The 15,437-nt window shown below is 48.4% G+C and carries 17 protein-coding genes; 9 read left to right on the top strand and 8 right to left on the bottom strand.

Features of this window, described 5'->3' with window-relative positions; genetic code table 11:
• Positions 1–693: 693 nt before the first annotated feature.
• The 3 genes from psbA to purS form a co-directional block, all read right to left on the bottom strand.
• Complete coding sequence (psbA, locus tag AC5I6P_RS18645; protein ID WP_495695284.1) at positions 694–1,776, bottom strand: photosystem II q(b) protein; 1,083 nt, start codon at positions 1,774–1,776, stop codon at positions 694–696.
• 530 nt (positions 1,777–2,306) lie between these two features.
• Positions 2,307–3,005 (bottom strand): phosphoribosylformylglycinamidine synthase subunit PurQ, encoded by a 699-nt coding sequence (gene purQ, locus AC5I6P_RS18640; protein WP_495695283.1) that lies wholly within the window; start codon positions 3,003–3,005, stop codon positions 2,307–2,309.
• A gap of 112 nt (positions 3,006–3,117) precedes the next feature.
• On the bottom strand, positions 3,118–3,375 hold the full coding sequence (gene purS / locus AC5I6P_RS18635; RefSeq protein WP_495695282.1) for a phosphoribosylformylglycinamidine synthase subunit PurS: 258 nt from the start codon (positions 3,373–3,375) through the stop codon (positions 3,118–3,120).
• Positions 3,376–3,525: 150 nt separating this feature from the next.
• On the opposite strand from purS, the gene AC5I6P_RS18630 reads away from it, so the two are divergent.
• On the top strand, positions 3,526–3,924 hold the full coding sequence (locus AC5I6P_RS18630) for a Fur family transcriptional regulator (protein WP_495695281.1): 399 nt from the start codon (positions 3,526–3,528) through the stop codon (positions 3,922–3,924).
• A 346-nt stretch (positions 3,925–4,270) separates the two neighbouring features.
• Positions 4,271–4,498, top strand: coding sequence for a hypothetical protein (locus AC5I6P_RS18625; RefSeq protein ID WP_495695280.1), 228 nt, complete (start codon positions 4,271–4,273; stop codon positions 4,496–4,498).
• Positions 4,499–4,555: 57 nt separating this feature from the next.
• On the opposite strand, the gene AC5I6P_RS18620 is transcribed toward AC5I6P_RS18625, so the two are convergent.
• Together AC5I6P_RS18620 and AC5I6P_RS18615 are read right to left on the bottom strand one after the other, a co-directional pair.
• Positions 4,556–5,503 (bottom strand): SPFH domain-containing protein, encoded by a 948-nt coding sequence (locus AC5I6P_RS18620; RefSeq protein ID WP_495695279.1) that lies wholly within the window; start codon positions 5,501–5,503, stop codon positions 4,556–4,558.
• A 38-nt stretch (positions 5,504–5,541) separates the two neighbouring features.
• On the bottom strand, positions 5,542–5,958 hold the full coding sequence (locus AC5I6P_RS18615) for an NfeD family protein (RefSeq protein ID WP_495695278.1): 417 nt from the start codon (positions 5,956–5,958) through the stop codon (positions 5,542–5,544).
• A 275-nt stretch (positions 5,959–6,233) separates the two neighbouring features.
• Here AC5I6P_RS18615 and AC5I6P_RS18610 point away from each other — a divergent pair, with 275 nt between their 5' ends.
• Complete coding sequence (locus tag AC5I6P_RS18610) at positions 6,234–8,111, top strand: PP2C family protein-serine/threonine phosphatase (protein ID WP_495695277.1); 1,878 nt, start codon at positions 6,234–6,236, stop codon at positions 8,109–8,111.
• A gap of 97 nt (positions 8,112–8,208) precedes the next feature.
• On the top strand, positions 8,209–8,430 hold the full coding sequence (locus AC5I6P_RS18605; RefSeq protein ID WP_495695276.1) for a ferredoxin-thioredoxin reductase variable chain: 222 nt from the start codon (positions 8,209–8,211) through the stop codon (positions 8,428–8,430).
• On the opposite strand, the gene AC5I6P_RS18600 is transcribed toward AC5I6P_RS18605, so the two are convergent.
• Positions 8,427–8,651 (bottom strand): hypothetical protein, encoded by a 225-nt coding sequence (locus tag AC5I6P_RS18600; RefSeq protein WP_495695275.1) that lies wholly within the window; start codon positions 8,649–8,651, stop codon positions 8,427–8,429. The two genes, AC5I6P_RS18605 and AC5I6P_RS18600, sit on opposite strands and share 4 nt — an antisense overlap.
• A 414-nt stretch (positions 8,652–9,065) precedes the next feature.
• Between AC5I6P_RS18600 and AC5I6P_RS18595 the strand changes: the two genes are divergently transcribed.
• The 3 genes from AC5I6P_RS18595 (at position 9,066) to AC5I6P_RS18585 (ending at position 11,137) form a co-directional block, all read left to right on the top strand.
• Positions 9,066–10,034 (top strand): sodium-dependent bicarbonate transport family permease, encoded by a 969-nt coding sequence (locus AC5I6P_RS18595; RefSeq protein WP_495695274.1) that lies wholly within the window; start codon positions 9,066–9,068, stop codon positions 10,032–10,034.
• A gap of 4 nt (positions 10,035–10,038) precedes the next feature.
• The gene (locus AC5I6P_RS18590) at positions 10,039–10,350 is read left to right on the top strand and encodes a P-II family nitrogen regulator (RefSeq protein WP_495695273.1); all 312 of its coding nucleotides are present in this window, start codon (positions 10,039–10,041) and stop codon (positions 10,348–10,350) included.
• Between the two features lie 88 nt (positions 10,351–10,438).
• Positions 10,439–11,137 carry a carbonic anhydrase gene (locus tag AC5I6P_RS18585; RefSeq protein ID WP_495695272.1) on the top strand — a complete coding sequence of 233 codons (699 nt, stop codon included), beginning with the start codon at positions 10,439–10,441 and terminating at the stop codon, positions 11,135–11,137.
• A gap of 180 nt (positions 11,138–11,317) precedes the next feature.
• On the opposite strand, the gene cdf31 is transcribed toward AC5I6P_RS18585, so the two are convergent.
• The gene (gene cdf31, locus AC5I6P_RS18580) at positions 11,318–12,226 is read right to left on the bottom strand and encodes a CDF family zinc efflux transporter Cdf31 (protein ID WP_495695271.1); all 909 of its coding nucleotides are present in this window, start codon (positions 12,224–12,226) and stop codon (positions 11,318–11,320) included.
• A gap of 458 nt (positions 12,227–12,684) precedes the next feature.
• Here cdf31 and AC5I6P_RS18575 point away from each other — a divergent pair, with 458 nt between their 5' ends.
• Together AC5I6P_RS18575 and AC5I6P_RS18570 are read left to right on the top strand one after the other, a co-directional pair.
• Positions 12,685–12,867, top strand: coding sequence for a hypothetical protein (locus tag AC5I6P_RS18575; RefSeq protein ID WP_495695270.1), 183 nt, complete (start codon positions 12,685–12,687; stop codon positions 12,865–12,867).
• Positions 12,868–14,142: 1,275 nt separating this feature from the next.
• On the top strand, positions 14,143–14,313 hold the full coding sequence (locus AC5I6P_RS18570; protein ID WP_495695269.1) for a hypothetical protein: 171 nt from the start codon (positions 14,143–14,145) through the stop codon (positions 14,311–14,313).
• A 602-nt stretch (positions 14,314–14,915) separates the two neighbouring features.
• Here the strand turns inward: AC5I6P_RS18570 and cas12k are convergent.
• The coding region (gene cas12k / locus AC5I6P_RS18565) for a type V CRISPR-associated protein Cas12k (protein WP_495695268.1) at positions 14,916–15,437 on the bottom strand (522 nt) is incomplete at its 5' end.

The following is a 15,437-nucleotide window of genomic DNA, read 5'->3' as shown; positions in this document are numbered from 1 at the left end:
TTCAAGTCGTCCTATTCTCCCTGATCCTCGTCCCCATGTCTAGAACACGACCGTCGTAAGCAACGTATTCAGCGCAATCACATTGCTTGTGCTTTGTTGGTTTGGACACGCCTCAAGCAAATTGCTCAGGGCAGTTGCAAGACGATCTATCAGCTTAAGAGGGGACTGTTATCGAGCTATCTGATTGAGCAGCTTCAGGCTCCAACTTTACCGATGAAGCTCAGTTGGGCTTGCCCCTGAATCTAGTGCCCCTGCGTAAGTCCTGTTAAATTTGAAGATGTGTCTGTGCCCCGATAGTTCATACCTTCATTCAGCAACGCCAAAAAACTTATGCAGCGCGATCGCTCAAAGGGAGCGCGGTGGCATCGAAAGCCCTCAATCTTGTTGAACGCGATCGCACCTCAATGGTTTTGCTCATCTTGGAGCAATCGCGTTAAAACAATCTCCCTATTGTCAGATTGAGCTCAAATTGAGTCCAATCTCAACCTAATAAGACTTGTGTTGATATTAAGCTAGCTTCACAAATAAACAATTCTTACTAATCTCTAAGTTAGTTAAGTTTTATAAAGAAATATTTGTACACTATTAAATACTAGAAACCCCTAGTCGGTGCAGAACTAAGGGTTTCTTATCAATCAAGGGTTATATGTATGGGAAGTTTACCTCAAGGCGAACTTCCCTTTCTCTAAGAAATTAGCCGTTGATTGCAGGAGCTTGCAAAGCTACCGGAGTGACTTCCGATGCTGCCAAGTCCAGCGGGAAGTTGTGAGCATTGCGCTCGTGCATCACTTCCATCCCCAGGTTCGCCCGGTTGATCACATCCGCCCAGGTCGAGACCACTCGTCCCTGCGAGTCAATGATGCTCTGGTTGAAGTTGAACCCGTTCAGGTTGAACGCCATCGTGCTGACGCCGAGCGAGGTGAACCAGATGCCGACGACGGGCCATGCACCCAAGAGGAAGTGCAAGGAACGCGAGTTGTTGAACGACGCATATTGGAAGATCAAGCGACCGAAGTAGCCGTGCGCGGCCACGATGTTGTAGGTCTCTTCTTCTTGACCAAACTTGTAGCCAGAGTTCTGCGATTCGTTCTCGGTCGTCTCACGCACCAAGGAGGAGGTCACGAGCGAACCGTGCATCGCGGAGAACAGGGCTCCACCAAATACACCCGCCACGCCCAGCATGTGGAAGGGGTGCATGAGAATGTTGTGCTCGGCCTGGAAGACCAACATGAAGTTGAAGGTTCCCGAGATGCCGAGGGGCATGCCGTCCGAGAAGGAGCCTTGGCCAATCGGGTAGATCAGGAAAACGGCGGTTGCCGCTGATAGAGGCGCGCTGTACGCGACGCAGATCCAGGGGCGCATGCCGAGGCGGTAGGACAGTTCCCACTGACGACCCATATAAGCAAACACACCGATCAGGAAGTGGAACACGACCAACTGGTAAGGGCCGCCATTGTAGAGCCACTCATCGAGAGAAGCCGCTTCCCAAATCGGGTAGAAGTGGAGGCCAATTGCGTTGGAGGAAGGCACAACAGCACCCGACATAATGTTGTTGCCGAACAACAGCGAACCGGCAACGGGTTCGCGGATGCCGTCGATGTCAACGGGAGGAGCCGCAATGAAGGCAATGATGAAGCAAATGGTCGCCGAAAGCAGGGTTGGGATCATCAGTACACCGAACCAACCGACATAAATCCGGTTGTCAGTACTGGTCACCCAGTTGCAAAAGCGCTCCCACACATTGCCGCTTTCGCGTCTTTGTAATGTTGTGGTCATGATTTTAATAATTGCGTAGAAACAACAAATGAGTTTCGGTAAATCGGGTTCGATGAACAGAATGAATGATTTACCTACATCTCATCTTATTGACATCTATCTTTAGTTTTCCAGTGATTAGGCGTTAAGTTTTATTAGCCGTTTGATGGATTAATTTATATAGAAATGAATGAAGTTTAAGTTGACACAATCTTTAACCGTTGCAGTATTAAAACACATTAAGAAGATGGATTGAGAACCTTTGTATTTAACCTCTAAACTCAGCTTTAACCAGCGAACTTTGACAGCATTGCCACTTGAGTTAGCACTTCTTCACACAACTTGTTCGTATTTCTTCATCACGGTTAGTTGCAGAAGTATAACGAAAGTATTAAGACTTGCAAGAAAGTTGTAGTTCCTTTTCAAAAACATTCAAACTTCTGTTTTTTGAACAGCAACAGCAATTTTCTACGGAAAAAGAACCTCAGGAGTTCCAAAGGTTCTTAATTAAAAACTTGGTGCTCTCCAATCGCTTCAAAAGGCGTCAAACCTCAAGCGATCGCAGGCCTTGCTTTTAACAATCCCTCAAACAGAGCAAAGCCATCAACGCAGCCGAGCGCTTGGTCAGACGCCCGTTCCGGGTGAGGCATCATTCCTAGAACATTGCCTTGGCGATTGCAAATGCCTGCAATGTTGTTGAGGGAACCGTTGGGATTACTCTCTGGTGTTGCGTTTCCATTTGCATCACAGTATCGAAACAGCACCTGTTGGTTGTCTTCTAGCTCGTTTAACGTGTCTGCATCAGCGTAGTAACTGCCTTCTCCATGCGCGATCGGGACAGTAATCACTTGTCCTTTCTGATAGCCTTGTGTCCACATTAAATCGGTGCGTTCGACTCGAAGCGGGACGCGATCGCAGATAAAATTCAAGTCACGGTTTCTCACTAACGCTCCGGGCAATAATCCCGCTTCCGTCAGGACTTGGAAGCCGTTACAGATTCCCATAACCAGCTTTCCGGCTCTGGCGTGATCAAGAGTTGCTTGCATGACGGGCGAAAAGCGGGCGATCGCACCACAGCGTAAATAGTCGCCGTAGCTAAATCCTCCTGGGACAACCACGACATCAATATCTGACAAATCGCTTTCTTCATGCCAAATTAGGCGGGTTGGCTGATTTAGCAAGCCTTGAGTCACCCAAACTAAATCGCGATCGCAATTCGATCCTGGAAAAACAACGACCCCAAATTTCATCTTTATTTCCTTGAGCAATGATAGTAGAGAGGAGCGATTGGCCTACTTCCATGTTAATCACACAGACGCAGGTCTCGAACACCTCGGCAAACAGAGGCAACCCATCGTGTCTCTACGAACCTGTTAAATCAAATCGATAATTTTCGATGACTGGATTGGCTAATAGTTCGTCGCAAATTCGGTCTAACTGCTGGCGAGCGGCATCTTCATCATCCGCATTCAGCGTCACTTCGACATATTTTCCAATCCGTACTTGATCGACATTGGTGTAGCCCATGTGAGAGAGTCCCGACTGTACTGCCGTTCCTGCCGGATCTAAGACCGAAGGACGAAGAGTAACATAGATCTGAGCCTGATATTTCTGAGTCACAGTCGTGTCCTAAAGGGATAGAGAGATTGTTCTGAATCGTACAGCTTTTTATTCTAAATCTACGAGCGACGTGACGCGCTCCTCACTAGAACTGCCTGCAATCTTCCAATTCCCTAAAATCAAAACCCGGATTTTTACTTCAACCTTGTTATGAAAGCACAACGCACCCGCAGTCAAGACCGAATTTTGAATCTTCTGAAAATCCTAAGTCAAGAGATTTCAGCTCAAGATCTTTATATTGAATTGCGGAATCGGGAGCAGTCGATGGGCTTAGCAACGGTGTATCGAGCGTTAGAAGCGCTTAAGTTAGAGGGAATGGTGCAGGTACGAACGCTATCTAACGGCGAAGCGCTCTACAGCTTGATTCAGGAAGATCGGCATCATCTCACATGTTTGCGCTGTGGAAGCTCACGTCCTATTGATGAATGCCCCGTGCATGATCTTGAGCATCAACTCAACACGCTACATCAGTTCAAAATTTACTATCACATGCTGGAATTTTTTGGATTGTGCGATCGCTGCCAAGCAGAAGAAGCAAAAGGAACGTGAAGCCTATTAGTTTGTTTCAGATTTTTTGTGCAATCACAACCTGTGAACGTGTGAATCAAGGATCGAGTGCTGTAGGAAGCGTAGCGCAAACTCGATATCGCTAAACCGTATCAAGGAAGCGTAGTGCGAACTCAATAGGGCGAACTTGTATCGAGGAAATTCTTGCGCGAACTCGATACGAGATTGAAGAAATCAAGTAGCGTCAATTCAAAACTCGATACAGGATGTGCGATCGAGATACGCGCATCTGGAACTCGCCAAGCGAGGTGCGAACACGTTGCAGAGTAGAGCGATCATCAAAATGGAGCGTGCGATCGAGAATTGAAAATGATGAACACGATACCAAATGCAGCTTCTGCGATATGAATATGGTCACAATATTCATACCTCAGTTCCAAATGTTCTTCTTGAAACCCTAGTTTGTTACTGGTTCTACAACAGTGTTTCCTTAGGAAATGCATTGGTGCTATTTCCTACATTTGTTAGTTTTTGGACACCTGTAAATGGGTCAGATGAATTACTGACAGATACGGGTGCAGGACACCAGCGATCGTTAGAGTTCGATCGCTCCTAAAGAGTGAGGACACTTACTTGAATCACTTCAAGCCAGTGTCCTCACCCGCGATCGCGTCTATGCCTTGCCGTTCGTTTCATCCACCATCGACAACATCCCTTGAAGCGTTGCCGGAATGCTGCGTGGATCCATAAACATCACCTTGCTACTATCGCTCTTGCCCACCGTTGTTCCCATCTCTAGATAGTTCAACGCCAGCAATACTTTTCCAGCCTCCGCCGCACGCGAATCAGTATTGAGGGCTTGAGTTACAATCTGAATCGCTTCTGCTGTGGCTTGGGCACGAAGAACTTGTTGCTGCCGTTCAGCTTGAGCTTTCAGAACAATACTCTTCTGCTCTGCTTCTGCCGCTAAAATCACTGATTTCTGTCGTGCTTCAGCATCTAACACCTGAGCTTCTGCCTTACCCCGCGCCGAGTTTACCGCTGATTCTCGATCTCCTTCAGACGTGAGAATAGCCGCTCGTTTGCGTCGCTCAGCCGACATCTGCAACTCCATCGATTCTTGAACCGCTTTCGAGGGAATCAAGTCTCGCAGTTCAACGCGAGTGACCTTCACGCCCCAAGGATCAGTTGCGACATCTAATTCATGCAGCAGCGTTTCATTAATTTGCGATCGCGCCGTAAAGGTTTCATCGAGTTCTAGTAAACCCATCTCTGCCCGAATCTGGGTTAGCACCAGGTTCACCATCGCAGATTGGAGGTTTTGCACTTTGTAGTAAGCCTTCTCCATATCTACAATCCGCCAATAAACGACCGCATCCACCGTGATCGAGACGTTATCGCGCGTGATGCAGTTTTGCGGCGGAATATCCAGCACTTTCTCTCGGATGGTTTCTTGATACGCCACCCGGTCGAGCACCGGAATCACAAAACTGAGTCCATGACCGAGCTTGCGATCGTAGCTGCCCAACCGCTCCACCAACACTTCGTTTCCCTGTTGGATCACCTTCACGCTTGAAATTGCGCCACCACCAATAATCAAAGCAATAAACCAACCCCACATAGCAATGAGTCTCCTACTTGAGTAATGTATTTCGATTCTTAAAATTCATGAGGCAGCACTAGAAGCGTCGTGCCTTTGCGTCCTACAACATAGACCCGTTGATGAGCCGAAATAGTAACTCCGGTGTCTTCACAGCGAGCCGCCCAAGAATTCCCTTCATAGAGTACCCGTCCATTCTCCCCAGGCAGAATCTCTGTCAACGCTTCTGCTTCGGTCGCATCTAGTCTTAAGGCAGCCTTGCGTTTGACAAGGCGACGAGACAGAACGACTAGCAGCACCGACAGCACAATCCATAGAAAAATCTGAAGATTGAGCGGCAGAACGGTTGACACTGCCGCCACCGCGATCGCGCTCAGTCCCATCACAAACGCAATAAAAGCAGTCGGCAAAATCAGTTCAACGAGGCAGAGAATGGCTCCTGCCACTAACCAAACCATTGTTGGATTAAGCACCATAGAAGTTTAGAACGTGATAGAGAAAAGCTGTGTAAATTGAAGTGTCCTTCCTGAAAATCGCTGGTATAGTAGTGAGGTTTTTCACCGAAACGAGATTTCAGTCATCGGGTAAAAACGCGAGAGCTTAAACCATGGTGCGGTATCGAATCGAACTTCTAAGCGTTGATACAAATCTCTCCTCACTCATTCCGCAATCCCTGCTCTTGGGGCATTCATTCCCTCAAGATGCTTTCCCTGATTGATAGGTTTTGGTGTCCTCATCCTAGCCGTGCAATATGAAAACTCCCAGCAAACTTAACGATCGTTCCAATTTCTCTTCCCTGCCGTTGCCTCTGTCATCGAATCGGTTTCTCTGGGCAGTTGGCTCGACGGTTGCTCACAAGCCAACCGGAAGCCGGGTTGGAGCGAATCGCTATCAAGTGGTCTCTCCTCATGTTTGGGTGGATACGGCTCCGTACCAAGGTCCTAACTCACCAGAGTTTTTTGAAGATGACGTGCTGCCTTACCTCTATCTGTATCCCTACCGTCTCCATGTACCAGAAGTGTATGGCTTTTGCACCGATGACGAGACTGGAGAAGAGATTTTACTGTTGGAAAACGTCCCCCTCACCGCGACGGGAGACCTGTTGCCCTCACTAGTAAGATCGTGGTACAACGCTCCCGCCGTGCGACAGGCGTATTGGCTGTGGCAGATGTTAGAGCTTTGGATTCCGTTTTGGAAGCTGAATGTCGCTTCTAGTCTATTATCGCCCGAAAATTTGCATGTTGAGGGCTGGCGATTGCGGCTCAGAGAACTGATTCAAGACGGGGAACCCCAGATTAGGGGGCGATCAACCGCTTCGGTTCTCAGGCCGTCTTTGGCAAACTTGGCGCAATGCTGGATGCGGTTACTGCCCGACGCTAAAGATGCGATCGCCGAGCCGCTCCAAGCCCTTTGTGAACAGATGGAAGAGGGACTGGAATATCCGCAAGTGGCTCAGCGCTTGAATCAGCTTCTGCTCGAACAGTCGGCACGACTGCCGCTCAGATTACAGGTATATGGCGCAACCGATGTCGGACGAGCGCGAGCGCATAACGAAGATGTGTGCTATCCGCTCACCGCTAACCCTCAACATCAACTGCATGATGATCTTGCGCCCCGCTTAACGATTGTTTGTGACGGCATTGGCGGACACGAAGGCGGAGAAGTTGCCAGTCAGTTAGCGGTGCAAGCTTTGCAAATGCAAATCAAAGCGTTGTTAACTGAAATTGCAGACGAATCTGAGCCAGTGCCGCCAGCGTTAATGAGTGAACAACTCGCAGCGATCGTCCGCGTGGTAAATAATTTAATCTCGGCTCAAAATGATGCCCAAGATCGGTCGGGGCGGCGGCGGATGGGCACAACGCTAGTCATGGCGCTGCAACTGCCGCAACGGGTGAAACTCGCCGATGGCGCGATCGCGGCCAATGCGCACGAACTATATATTGTCAGCGTGGGAGATAGCCGCGCCTATTGGATTACGCCGGAATACTGTCAGCAACTGACCGTCGATGATGACGTCGCTGTGCGTGAAGTCCGCATGGGACGAGCGTTGCGGCAAGAATCCCTCAACCGTCCTGATGCAGGAGCACTGACTCAAGCCCTAGGCACAAGAGACAGTGAATATCTCCATCCCACGGTGCAACGCTTCATGCTCGAAGAAGACGGAATGCTGTTACTTTGCTCAGATGGCTTGAGTGACAACGAGTTAGTTCAACGATCGTGGGGAGAGTACGCCGAACGGATTCTCAGAGGCAAAGATTCTCTAGAAACCACCGTACGATCGTGGCTAGAAGATGCCAATACCCAGAACGGACACGACAACGTGTCTATGGTGTTGACGTACTGCCATGTCTCTTCGCCATTGGTCGATGTGCGAGTCCCAATCGCGCCGCCCGCTCTTGATCTCAAGCTCGACGAACCCGAACCCAAGCCAGAAGAACAGGTCGAACTGCCGCTAGCAAAACCGCGCCGTCAAGGAGTCGTGTGGCGGTTCATGCTGTTCCTCGCACTAAGCGGAGCCATCGGACTCGGCGCGTGGTACGCCATTAACCCGGCTCAAGTGCGGCAAGTGCGCGATCGCATCACAAATGAGATGCAAAATCGCATTCCTGACACTTTTCTTAAACGGTAGGAAGAAGTCCCGACCTGTGCAAAGATAAAAAAGCTGTCTTTCTAGATAGGTCTAGCTGATGGTGGTTAAGGCTGCTGATAGGGGTACGTTACACATTATGGAAATTGGAGCTCGCGTCCGAGTTAAGGAATCGGTTGTAATTTATCACCATCCCCAACATCGAAATCAACCGTATGATTTGCAGGGGGAAGAAGGGGAGGTCGTTGCGATCGTGAAAGAGTGGCATGGTCGCCCTGTCAGCGCAAATTTTCCCGTTTTAGTTAAGATTGGCGCAAAGCTCAAGGTTCATTTGCAAGAGGCGGAACTAGAAGCGATCTAGCGCTTTCGGCAAAACCAACCGAATAGATTCACGTCGCCGCGCATTTTCTGAAGTTCGCGGCGATTCTCTTGCGCCACTGAATGGTACCAAGCACTATAGCGATCAAGTTCTTCTCGATACTCTGCTTCGTCATAAAATTCGTGGGTTGTCCGATACAGTTCGAGGATTTCGGCTTCCATCCGAGCCGTGGGAGTAAACCAACGATGATCTTTATAAGACATGAGCAGAGAAGGACGCAGGTGGGGTTTGTGATGAGCGCCATCAACGCTAATCTAGCGCATTGCTCTTAGCTCAAACCAAAGTTTGCTGCGATCGCAGTTGTTTAAGCGCAAAATACGGGTGTTTAGGCACAAAAACAGGTGTTTAAGCACAGAATATAGTTAAATCAACTCATAAAGTAAGTTGATCAACAACGAATACAAACAGGTTTATTTTTAAGCAGAATTTGTCAGTCAATTCGCTCTGTTCGTTCGAATGAGGCATCCTCATTGAGTTCCTCATTTGATTAACATATAGCCTCATTTGATTGACATATGGTAGCTGTACGCGATACATCATGATTTAACGGTTACGTTAACTTTCAACATGAAACGTTTTTCAAACGCTCGATTTTATTGCCTCAGGGAGGAATGGACATGGATGGCAGCTTGATCATATCTAACATCCTGAATCCACCCATTCTGTTCTTCTTTTTGGGAATGACGGCTGTTCTCGTTAAGTCGGATTTAGAAATTCCTCCACCTGTCCCTAAGCTCCTCTCGCTGTATCTGCTCTTTGCGATCGGCTTTAAGGGTGGCGTCGAACTGATCAAAAGTGGCATTACTCAGGAAGTCGCCCTGACGCTATTAGCCGCCATGTTGATGGCGTGTTTTGTTCCGATCTATACCTTCTTTATCCTCAAGCTGAAGTTGGATAACTACGATGCAGCTGCGATCGCCGCTACCTATGGATCAATTAGCGCTGTTACCTTCATTACTGCAAGTGCATTTCTAACTGAACTTGGTATTGCGTTTGATGGCTATATGGTCGCCGCCCTAGCGCTGATGGAGTCTCCAGCGATCATTGTGGGTTTAATCTTAGTCAATCTATTTACCGTCGATGAGAAGCGAGAGCTCGCTTGGTCTGAAGTGTTGAAAGAAGCCTTCTTAAACAGTTCAGTTTTTCTACTCGTGGGTAGCCTGCTGATTGGACTCCTGAGCGGAGAACACGGCTGGAAGGTGATGGAACCCTTCGCGCAAGGGTTATTTTATGGAATGCTGACCTTCTTTTTACTCGACATGGGATTGGTTGCTGCCCGAAGAATTAAAGACTTGCAAAAAACCGGAGTTTTTCTCATCTCGTTTGCCATACTGATTCCTATACTGAACGCAGGCATCGGATTATTAATTGCCAAACTAATTGGTATGCCTCAAGGAAATGCGCTCTTATTCGCCGTGTTGTGTGCCAGTGCCTCTTACATCGCTGTCCCCGCCGCCATTCGGATCACCGTTCCTGAAGCAAATCCCAGCCTATACGTTTCGACTGCTTTGGCAGTGACATTCCCATTCAACATCATTGTGGGAATTCCGCTCTACCTGTATGGAATTGAGCTGTTGTGGAGATAACAAAATGCACGCTGTTAAAAGAATAGAAATCATTGCCAACTCATTTGAGCTTGGCAAAATTTTAGATAGTTTAAATAAGGCAGGCGTTCACGGTCATGCCGTTATTCGTAATGTTGCAGGAAAAGGCTTGCGAGATGGCCATGAAGATTTAGACATGACCATGCTCGACAATGTTTACATCATTGCGTTCTGTAAGCCAGATCTAATCAAACCCGTTGTAGAAAACCTCACCCCCCTGCTCAATAAATTTGGGGGCACATGTTACATCTCAGAGGTGATGGAGATCCGCTCGATCAAGTGTGTTGCATCACTTTAGTTACGTCGTCCTCTAGTTGCGTCACCCTCTAGTTGTGTCACTGTAGAAGAAGCAGTGTAGGAGAAGCATGGATTCAACGAAACGTGTTATGGAACGTCGCCATTTCTTAAAGTTAGGAGTGACGGGAGCCGCCCTGCTAGTGGCGGGGAGCGATCTAGTCTGGCGGGTTAAACAGGCTCAAGCCGGGGAGCTACCCTCAACCAATTCTGAAGCGCTTAATCCGGACGCTGCCCTGCAAAAGCTGATGGAGGGAAATCAGCGATTCACCGAGCATCACCCGGAGTATCCTGATCAATCTCAGGCTCGATTGCAAGAGGTTGCTCAAGCCCAGCATCCGTTTGCCACCATTCTGAGTTGTGCAGATTCGCGAGTGCCTGCCGAGATTATTTTTGATCAGGGCATCGGAGACATTTTTGATGTCCGCATTGCTGGCAACATTGCCACGCCGGAAGCGCTCGGCAGCATTGAATATGCGGTTGCTCTACTAAACACGCCTGTGTTGATGGTCTTGGGTCATGAGCGCTGCGGGGCAGTCACGGCAGCCGTCAAAAATGAAGCCTTGCCAGGGGAGATTGGGAGCTTTGTGAAGGCAATTTTGCCTGCTGTGGACAAGGTTAAGGGGCAGTCCGGTGACGCCATTGACAACGCTGTGATTGCAAATGTGTCCTACCAGATTGAGCAGTTAAAGCGATCGTCACTTTTAACGGAACGGGTAGAATCTGGAAAATTGAAAATTGTGGGAGGTCGATATGACCTGGACACGGGGAGAGTCAAGACCATCGTTTAATTCCAAGACGATCATTTAATTCGAGATCGGGCGATGGCTTAACCTGACACAACTCATTGAGCTTGATATTGAGCTTCGTGTTGTAATTTGCGGCTATCTACCGTTCACAAGTTCTCAGACTTTCATGGAATCCTACAGAATGTATTGACTTCATGGATTAACTTCTTAGTTGCATGATGACTATGAGTGATGCGCCGTTCCATAGCTGATTTGATCAGATCGGTAAGACGGTGGCTCAATGTGAATTATGACGCGGACAGGGCTGTACTTCTCCACTAATTTTGCTTCGATCGCTTCTGTAATGTCGTGGGCAGTATTGACATCTTTGGCATCCACGATTAGATGCATCTCGATGAAAGATTGGCGGCCCACAACCCCCCGTGAGGCGATATCGTGGCAGTTGACCACTCCCGGAACCGACATCGCGATCGCATGAATGGCTTCGGGCGCGATCGCCACCTCATCGACGAGCCACGGTAGATTCTGTTTCAGCACCGTCCAGCCACTCTGTAATACTAAGATTGCCACCGGGAACGCCAGCGCAACGTCCAACCACTGCCACTGAAACAGCCAAATCCCCAGCAAGCCAGCGAGAACGCTAATCGTCACCCAAACATCACTCATCGTGTGTTGGGCATCGGCGAGCAAAATGGGACTACCGACGCGCCGACCTTCGTTGCGCTCATAGAACGCAACAAAAATATTGACTCCCAGCACAATCAGCAAAATCCAAAGCTCAGTGCTAGAAATTTGAACGGGTTCATTTGTGCCAAGCAGACGCTCAAGCGCGCTTTGCACAATTTCAAAACAGGCAATTCCCAAAAAAGCGGCGATGCCAAGTGCGCCAATCGCTTCAAATTTCTGATGTCCATAAGGATGCTCGCGATCGGGCAGAGGCGACGAAAACTGGCTCGCCACCAGCCCAAGGATGTTATTAGCGCTATCTGTCAAGCTGTGCAAGGCATCGGCAAACAAGCTGAGCGAGCCAGTCGAAACTCCGACGAACGCTTTCAAGCCCATCACAAAAAGATTCAGCACGAGCGTCAACAGTAGAACTCGACGAACAGTAGAGCGATTATCTGTAATCACGATTACCTGCCTTTGTTGTTGTACAGTGACTAATTAAATGTCATCGGTGACAATTTAGTGTCGTTGAGACAAATTAAATGTCGTAGTGACAATCTAGTGTCGTTTAAGCAGTGGTGACGAATTATTTGTCGTTATTCAACCCTGTACTACTTGTAACTTATCCGTCTTATTAGACAATAAACACTTTCAGTGCTAACCGAGTGAACCGTGGCAGTATTACGTCTATATTTCCCTGAATGATACTCCTGAACCTACCTTGCTAGCGGTAGTTAAAATCTGAAGGTGCAAGCCTTCAGATTAGACAGTCTACCTGCAAGCCTTCAACCCACCCTATTCACATATGGGGTTTAGATATTTAGGGGTGGCAGGGGGCTTGGAAGTTAGAGCATATGCCGGATAGCAGCGTTAAAGACAGAAAAAATGAGTAACTTAGTTTGTTTCGCCTCATCCAGCAAAAAATGTTGCCCTCATTCCATCAAACCTGTTTGCAATCCCAACTCTCCCAGATTCAATTCGCGACGCTAGAAATATTGGTCGAACTGTTGCAAAAAGAACGACGAATCACCATTGAGCGTTTAGCAACACTGTTTCCACAAGCGATTTTATTTGAGAATAGACGGCGTAACATCAACGATGTTTGAGCTTGCCACAACTGATGCCGCAAGTCATATGGTTTCCTATCATCAAGCAGTGGATCAAGCGATATGTCAAGCGAAGCAGAGTTTAAACGTTGTCATGGATCGAACTCAATGGCAAGACCATAACTTATTCATGGTCAGCCTAGTTTACCAAAACCGCGCGATTTCGTTGTATTGAAGCTGGCTCGATAAGTAAGGGCAACGTGCCCTGTGTGATCAACAAAAGGTGTTGCGCCCAGTCTTTCAGGTGCTGAAAAAGCATTGCCGATTGGAGACCGCAAGTTCCACAGCATTGAACTTGCTGCTTGGTGTGTTGAAAAGAACGTGTCGCTTGAGTTTTGTTTACCCAAAAGTACAACGGTCAAAACTGAGGACACCAGCACCTTTTCGCGTCTGGATGACTCGTTACAGATGCCGGAATTGACTGAACACCATCTTCAGATTTAAGTCGCGAAAAAACGGGGCTTCGGCAAACACAATTTGGTGCTGCGACAAAAACGCGAGTATCGTCAATCGAGCCCAAGCGACAGGTATCTGCTTACCAACTTGAGCGATGCAGAACAAGCCCTCTCAGCCTACTCGAATCGATTCTCCATTGAGCCGCTCTTCAAAGACCTGAAATTGGGGGGGCTACAACCTCGAATAGTGCCATGCTAATCCATCCCCGCTTCACTTCTTTGCTTATCCTGGTTACCATTGCGTGTTCGATTGCCCCTATACCCGGTCAACGCGTTCGCAGAAAACACGTGCAGCGTTAGGTGGGGCGCGTTAAAGAATCGAAGCGCATTCAACAGCAACACAGTCAGCTTTGGATTTGAATGTACGGAAGTTTGTGGATTCATAGCCTAAGTCTTTGGTGATTGTTAGCAGGTAAACTGATAGCACTCCAACCGCAGAAACGCCTCTTTGTTGGGCGAGGTCTCAATGCGATAGCCTTGATTCAGTCGGCATTTTAGCTTCGTTGTCACCCCCTGAAGATTCAGAGATCCTCTCGATAATCAAGTTCAGCAAACGACCCTTCTTCAGGGTAAGCAATTGCAACCATGATGGCTGGCTCAATCAGATGAAGGATCTTTCAATCTGCCCCAATTAAGACGTGTGATTGCGACCAATCACATGCCTTTTTCAATTTGCGCTTTATTTCTTTCAACCTGTCCCAATTAGGACAGGCAATTGCGACTTGTCCTAGATATTCAAAGTCGAGTTCTACTGTTCTTTCAACCTGCTTCAATTAGGACAGGCGATTGCGACCTCGACGGTTAAACGCGATCGCGCACGATGAAATCTTTCAACCTGCCCCAATTAGGACAGGCGATTGCGACATGTGTGCAGCAAGGAAAAGATGTCGATCGACGTTCTTTCAACCTGCCCCAATTAGGACAGGCGATTGCGACTTCGGTTCCCAACTCCTCCTTTTGGGGGATACTTCTTTCAACCTGCCCCAATTAGGACAGGCGATTGCGACGACTCTGAAGGTTAGCAATGGTCAGGAGATTCCTTTTCTTTCAACCTGCCCCAATTAGGACAGGCGATTGCGACCGCGTCCTTCTGAAACGAGCTTCTATCAGTCGTATCAGGAGAGGTTTGCGCGGTTCACATTACCTATCCCCCTCAAAACCATTTCTCTAAGGAAACTTGTTGTTGGTTGAACGGTCAAAACCAATCAGCATAGGGGTTTCCCTAGTTGCGCGGAACACACAAAATAATTTGCGATTCCTAAATGGCGGAAACGAAGAATAGAAGCGGGTTCCCCCTTGGTTGGGGGTGGTTCGGTAGCCATTACAGCAGTACATCCGCGCCCTTGTTGCTGGGAGCGCACCTACGTCATAATTGAAGCACTAGGCTCTTCTTTCACGACTTCATCTCTTCTGGAACACTTTCGCGTTCCATCCGACAGCATCAGGGTGAGCAGCTACCAGGGTCAGAAAGCACGACTGTCTTCCAACAGTCAAACTAACCCTTATTTCACGGCACATGGGCTGCAAGCAGCATTTGCCGTGGCGCTGTTGAAATATTCAATTTTCGTGGTTCAATTGTAGTTCGATTGTACTTCATTTGCGGCTTTGGTAAGCATCGATCGCGACTTCTTTTGCCATCTCCTGAGCTGTGCCTTGACGTGGCTGTTTGCCCTGCTCACAGACGATACCAACCTTGTTCGCTTGACTCCCAATGCTCTCGATTAGCCTGCCGTAGCTCCAACGGTGGACATTGACCCGGTACTGCTTGGCATAGCACTTCTGACCTTCCAGGTAGCCGGGGCACTTCTGTTGGGCTCTAGCTTGAATTTCGGTCTGGACAATTTCTCGCACGTCACCCAGCTTGGGAACGGCAATGCTGCCAGCGTGATAAGTCTGAGCGATCGCGATGACGGCTTTGGCAATTAATCGGTCTACATATTGTCCTAGCTCTGATTCTCCCCCAGGATTCGGGGCATTTCGTTTCTGGGCTTTATGGCGAAGCTGGGAGGTATGTTGCTGCTGTTGGCGCTGGCGAGTCAGGAGATGATAATCCTTGCCCAGTATAGCGCTACGCGAGTACGTTAGGACAATGCCTGAAGGCGGCATCGACACAAT

The sequence above is a fragment of the Myxacorys sp. genome (genome assembly GCF_059501405.1).
Note: the sequence above shows the minus strand (reverse complement) of the source record. Positions and strands in the feature narration are given on the sequence as shown.

Bases quoted from the DNA above. Each gene is read 5' to 3' on its own strand.
- psbA (WP_495695284.1), bottom strand. From the start codon at position 1,776: ATGACCACAACATTACAAAGACGCGAAAGCGGCAATGTGTGGGAGCGC.
- purQ (WP_495695283.1), bottom strand. From the start codon at position 3,005: ATGAAATTTGGGGTCGTTGTTTTTCCAGGATCGAATTGCGATCGCGAT.
- AC5I6P_RS18630 (WP_495695281.1), top strand. From the start codon at position 3,526: ATGAAAGCACAACGCACCCGCAGTCAAGACCGAATTTTGAATCTTCTG.
- AC5I6P_RS18625 (WP_495695280.1), top strand. From the start codon at position 4,271: ATGCAGCTTCTGCGATATGAATATGGTCACAATATTCATACCTCAGTT.
- AC5I6P_RS18620 (WP_495695279.1), bottom strand. From the start codon at position 5,503: ATGTGGGGTTGGTTTATTGCTTTGATTATTGGTGGTGGCGCAATTTCA.
- AC5I6P_RS18615 (WP_495695278.1), bottom strand. From the start codon at position 5,958: ATGGTGCTTAATCCAACAATGGTTTGGTTAGTGGCAGGAGCCATTCTC.
- AC5I6P_RS18610 (WP_495695277.1), top strand. From the start codon at position 6,234: ATGAAAACTCCCAGCAAACTTAACGATCGTTCCAATTTCTCTTCCCTG.
- AC5I6P_RS18605 (WP_495695276.1), top strand. From the start codon at position 8,209: ATGGAAATTGGAGCTCGCGTCCGAGTTAAGGAATCGGTTGTAATTTAT.
- AC5I6P_RS18600 (WP_495695275.1), bottom strand. From the start codon at position 8,651: ATGTCTTATAAAGATCATCGTTGGTTTACTCCCACGGCTCGGATGGAA.
- AC5I6P_RS18595 (WP_495695274.1), top strand. From the start codon at position 9,066: ATGGATGGCAGCTTGATCATATCTAACATCCTGAATCCACCCATTCTG.
- AC5I6P_RS18590 (WP_495695273.1), top strand. From the start codon at position 10,039: ATGCACGCTGTTAAAAGAATAGAAATCATTGCCAACTCATTTGAGCTT.
- AC5I6P_RS18585 (WP_495695272.1), top strand. From the start codon at position 10,439: ATGGAACGTCGCCATTTCTTAAAGTTAGGAGTGACGGGAGCCGCCCTG.
- AC5I6P_RS18575 (WP_495695270.1), top strand. From the start codon at position 12,685: ATGTTGCCCTCATTCCATCAAACCTGTTTGCAATCCCAACTCTCCCAG.
- AC5I6P_RS18570 (WP_495695269.1), top strand. From the start codon at position 14,143: ATGAAATCTTTCAACCTGCCCCAATTAGGACAGGCGATTGCGACATGT.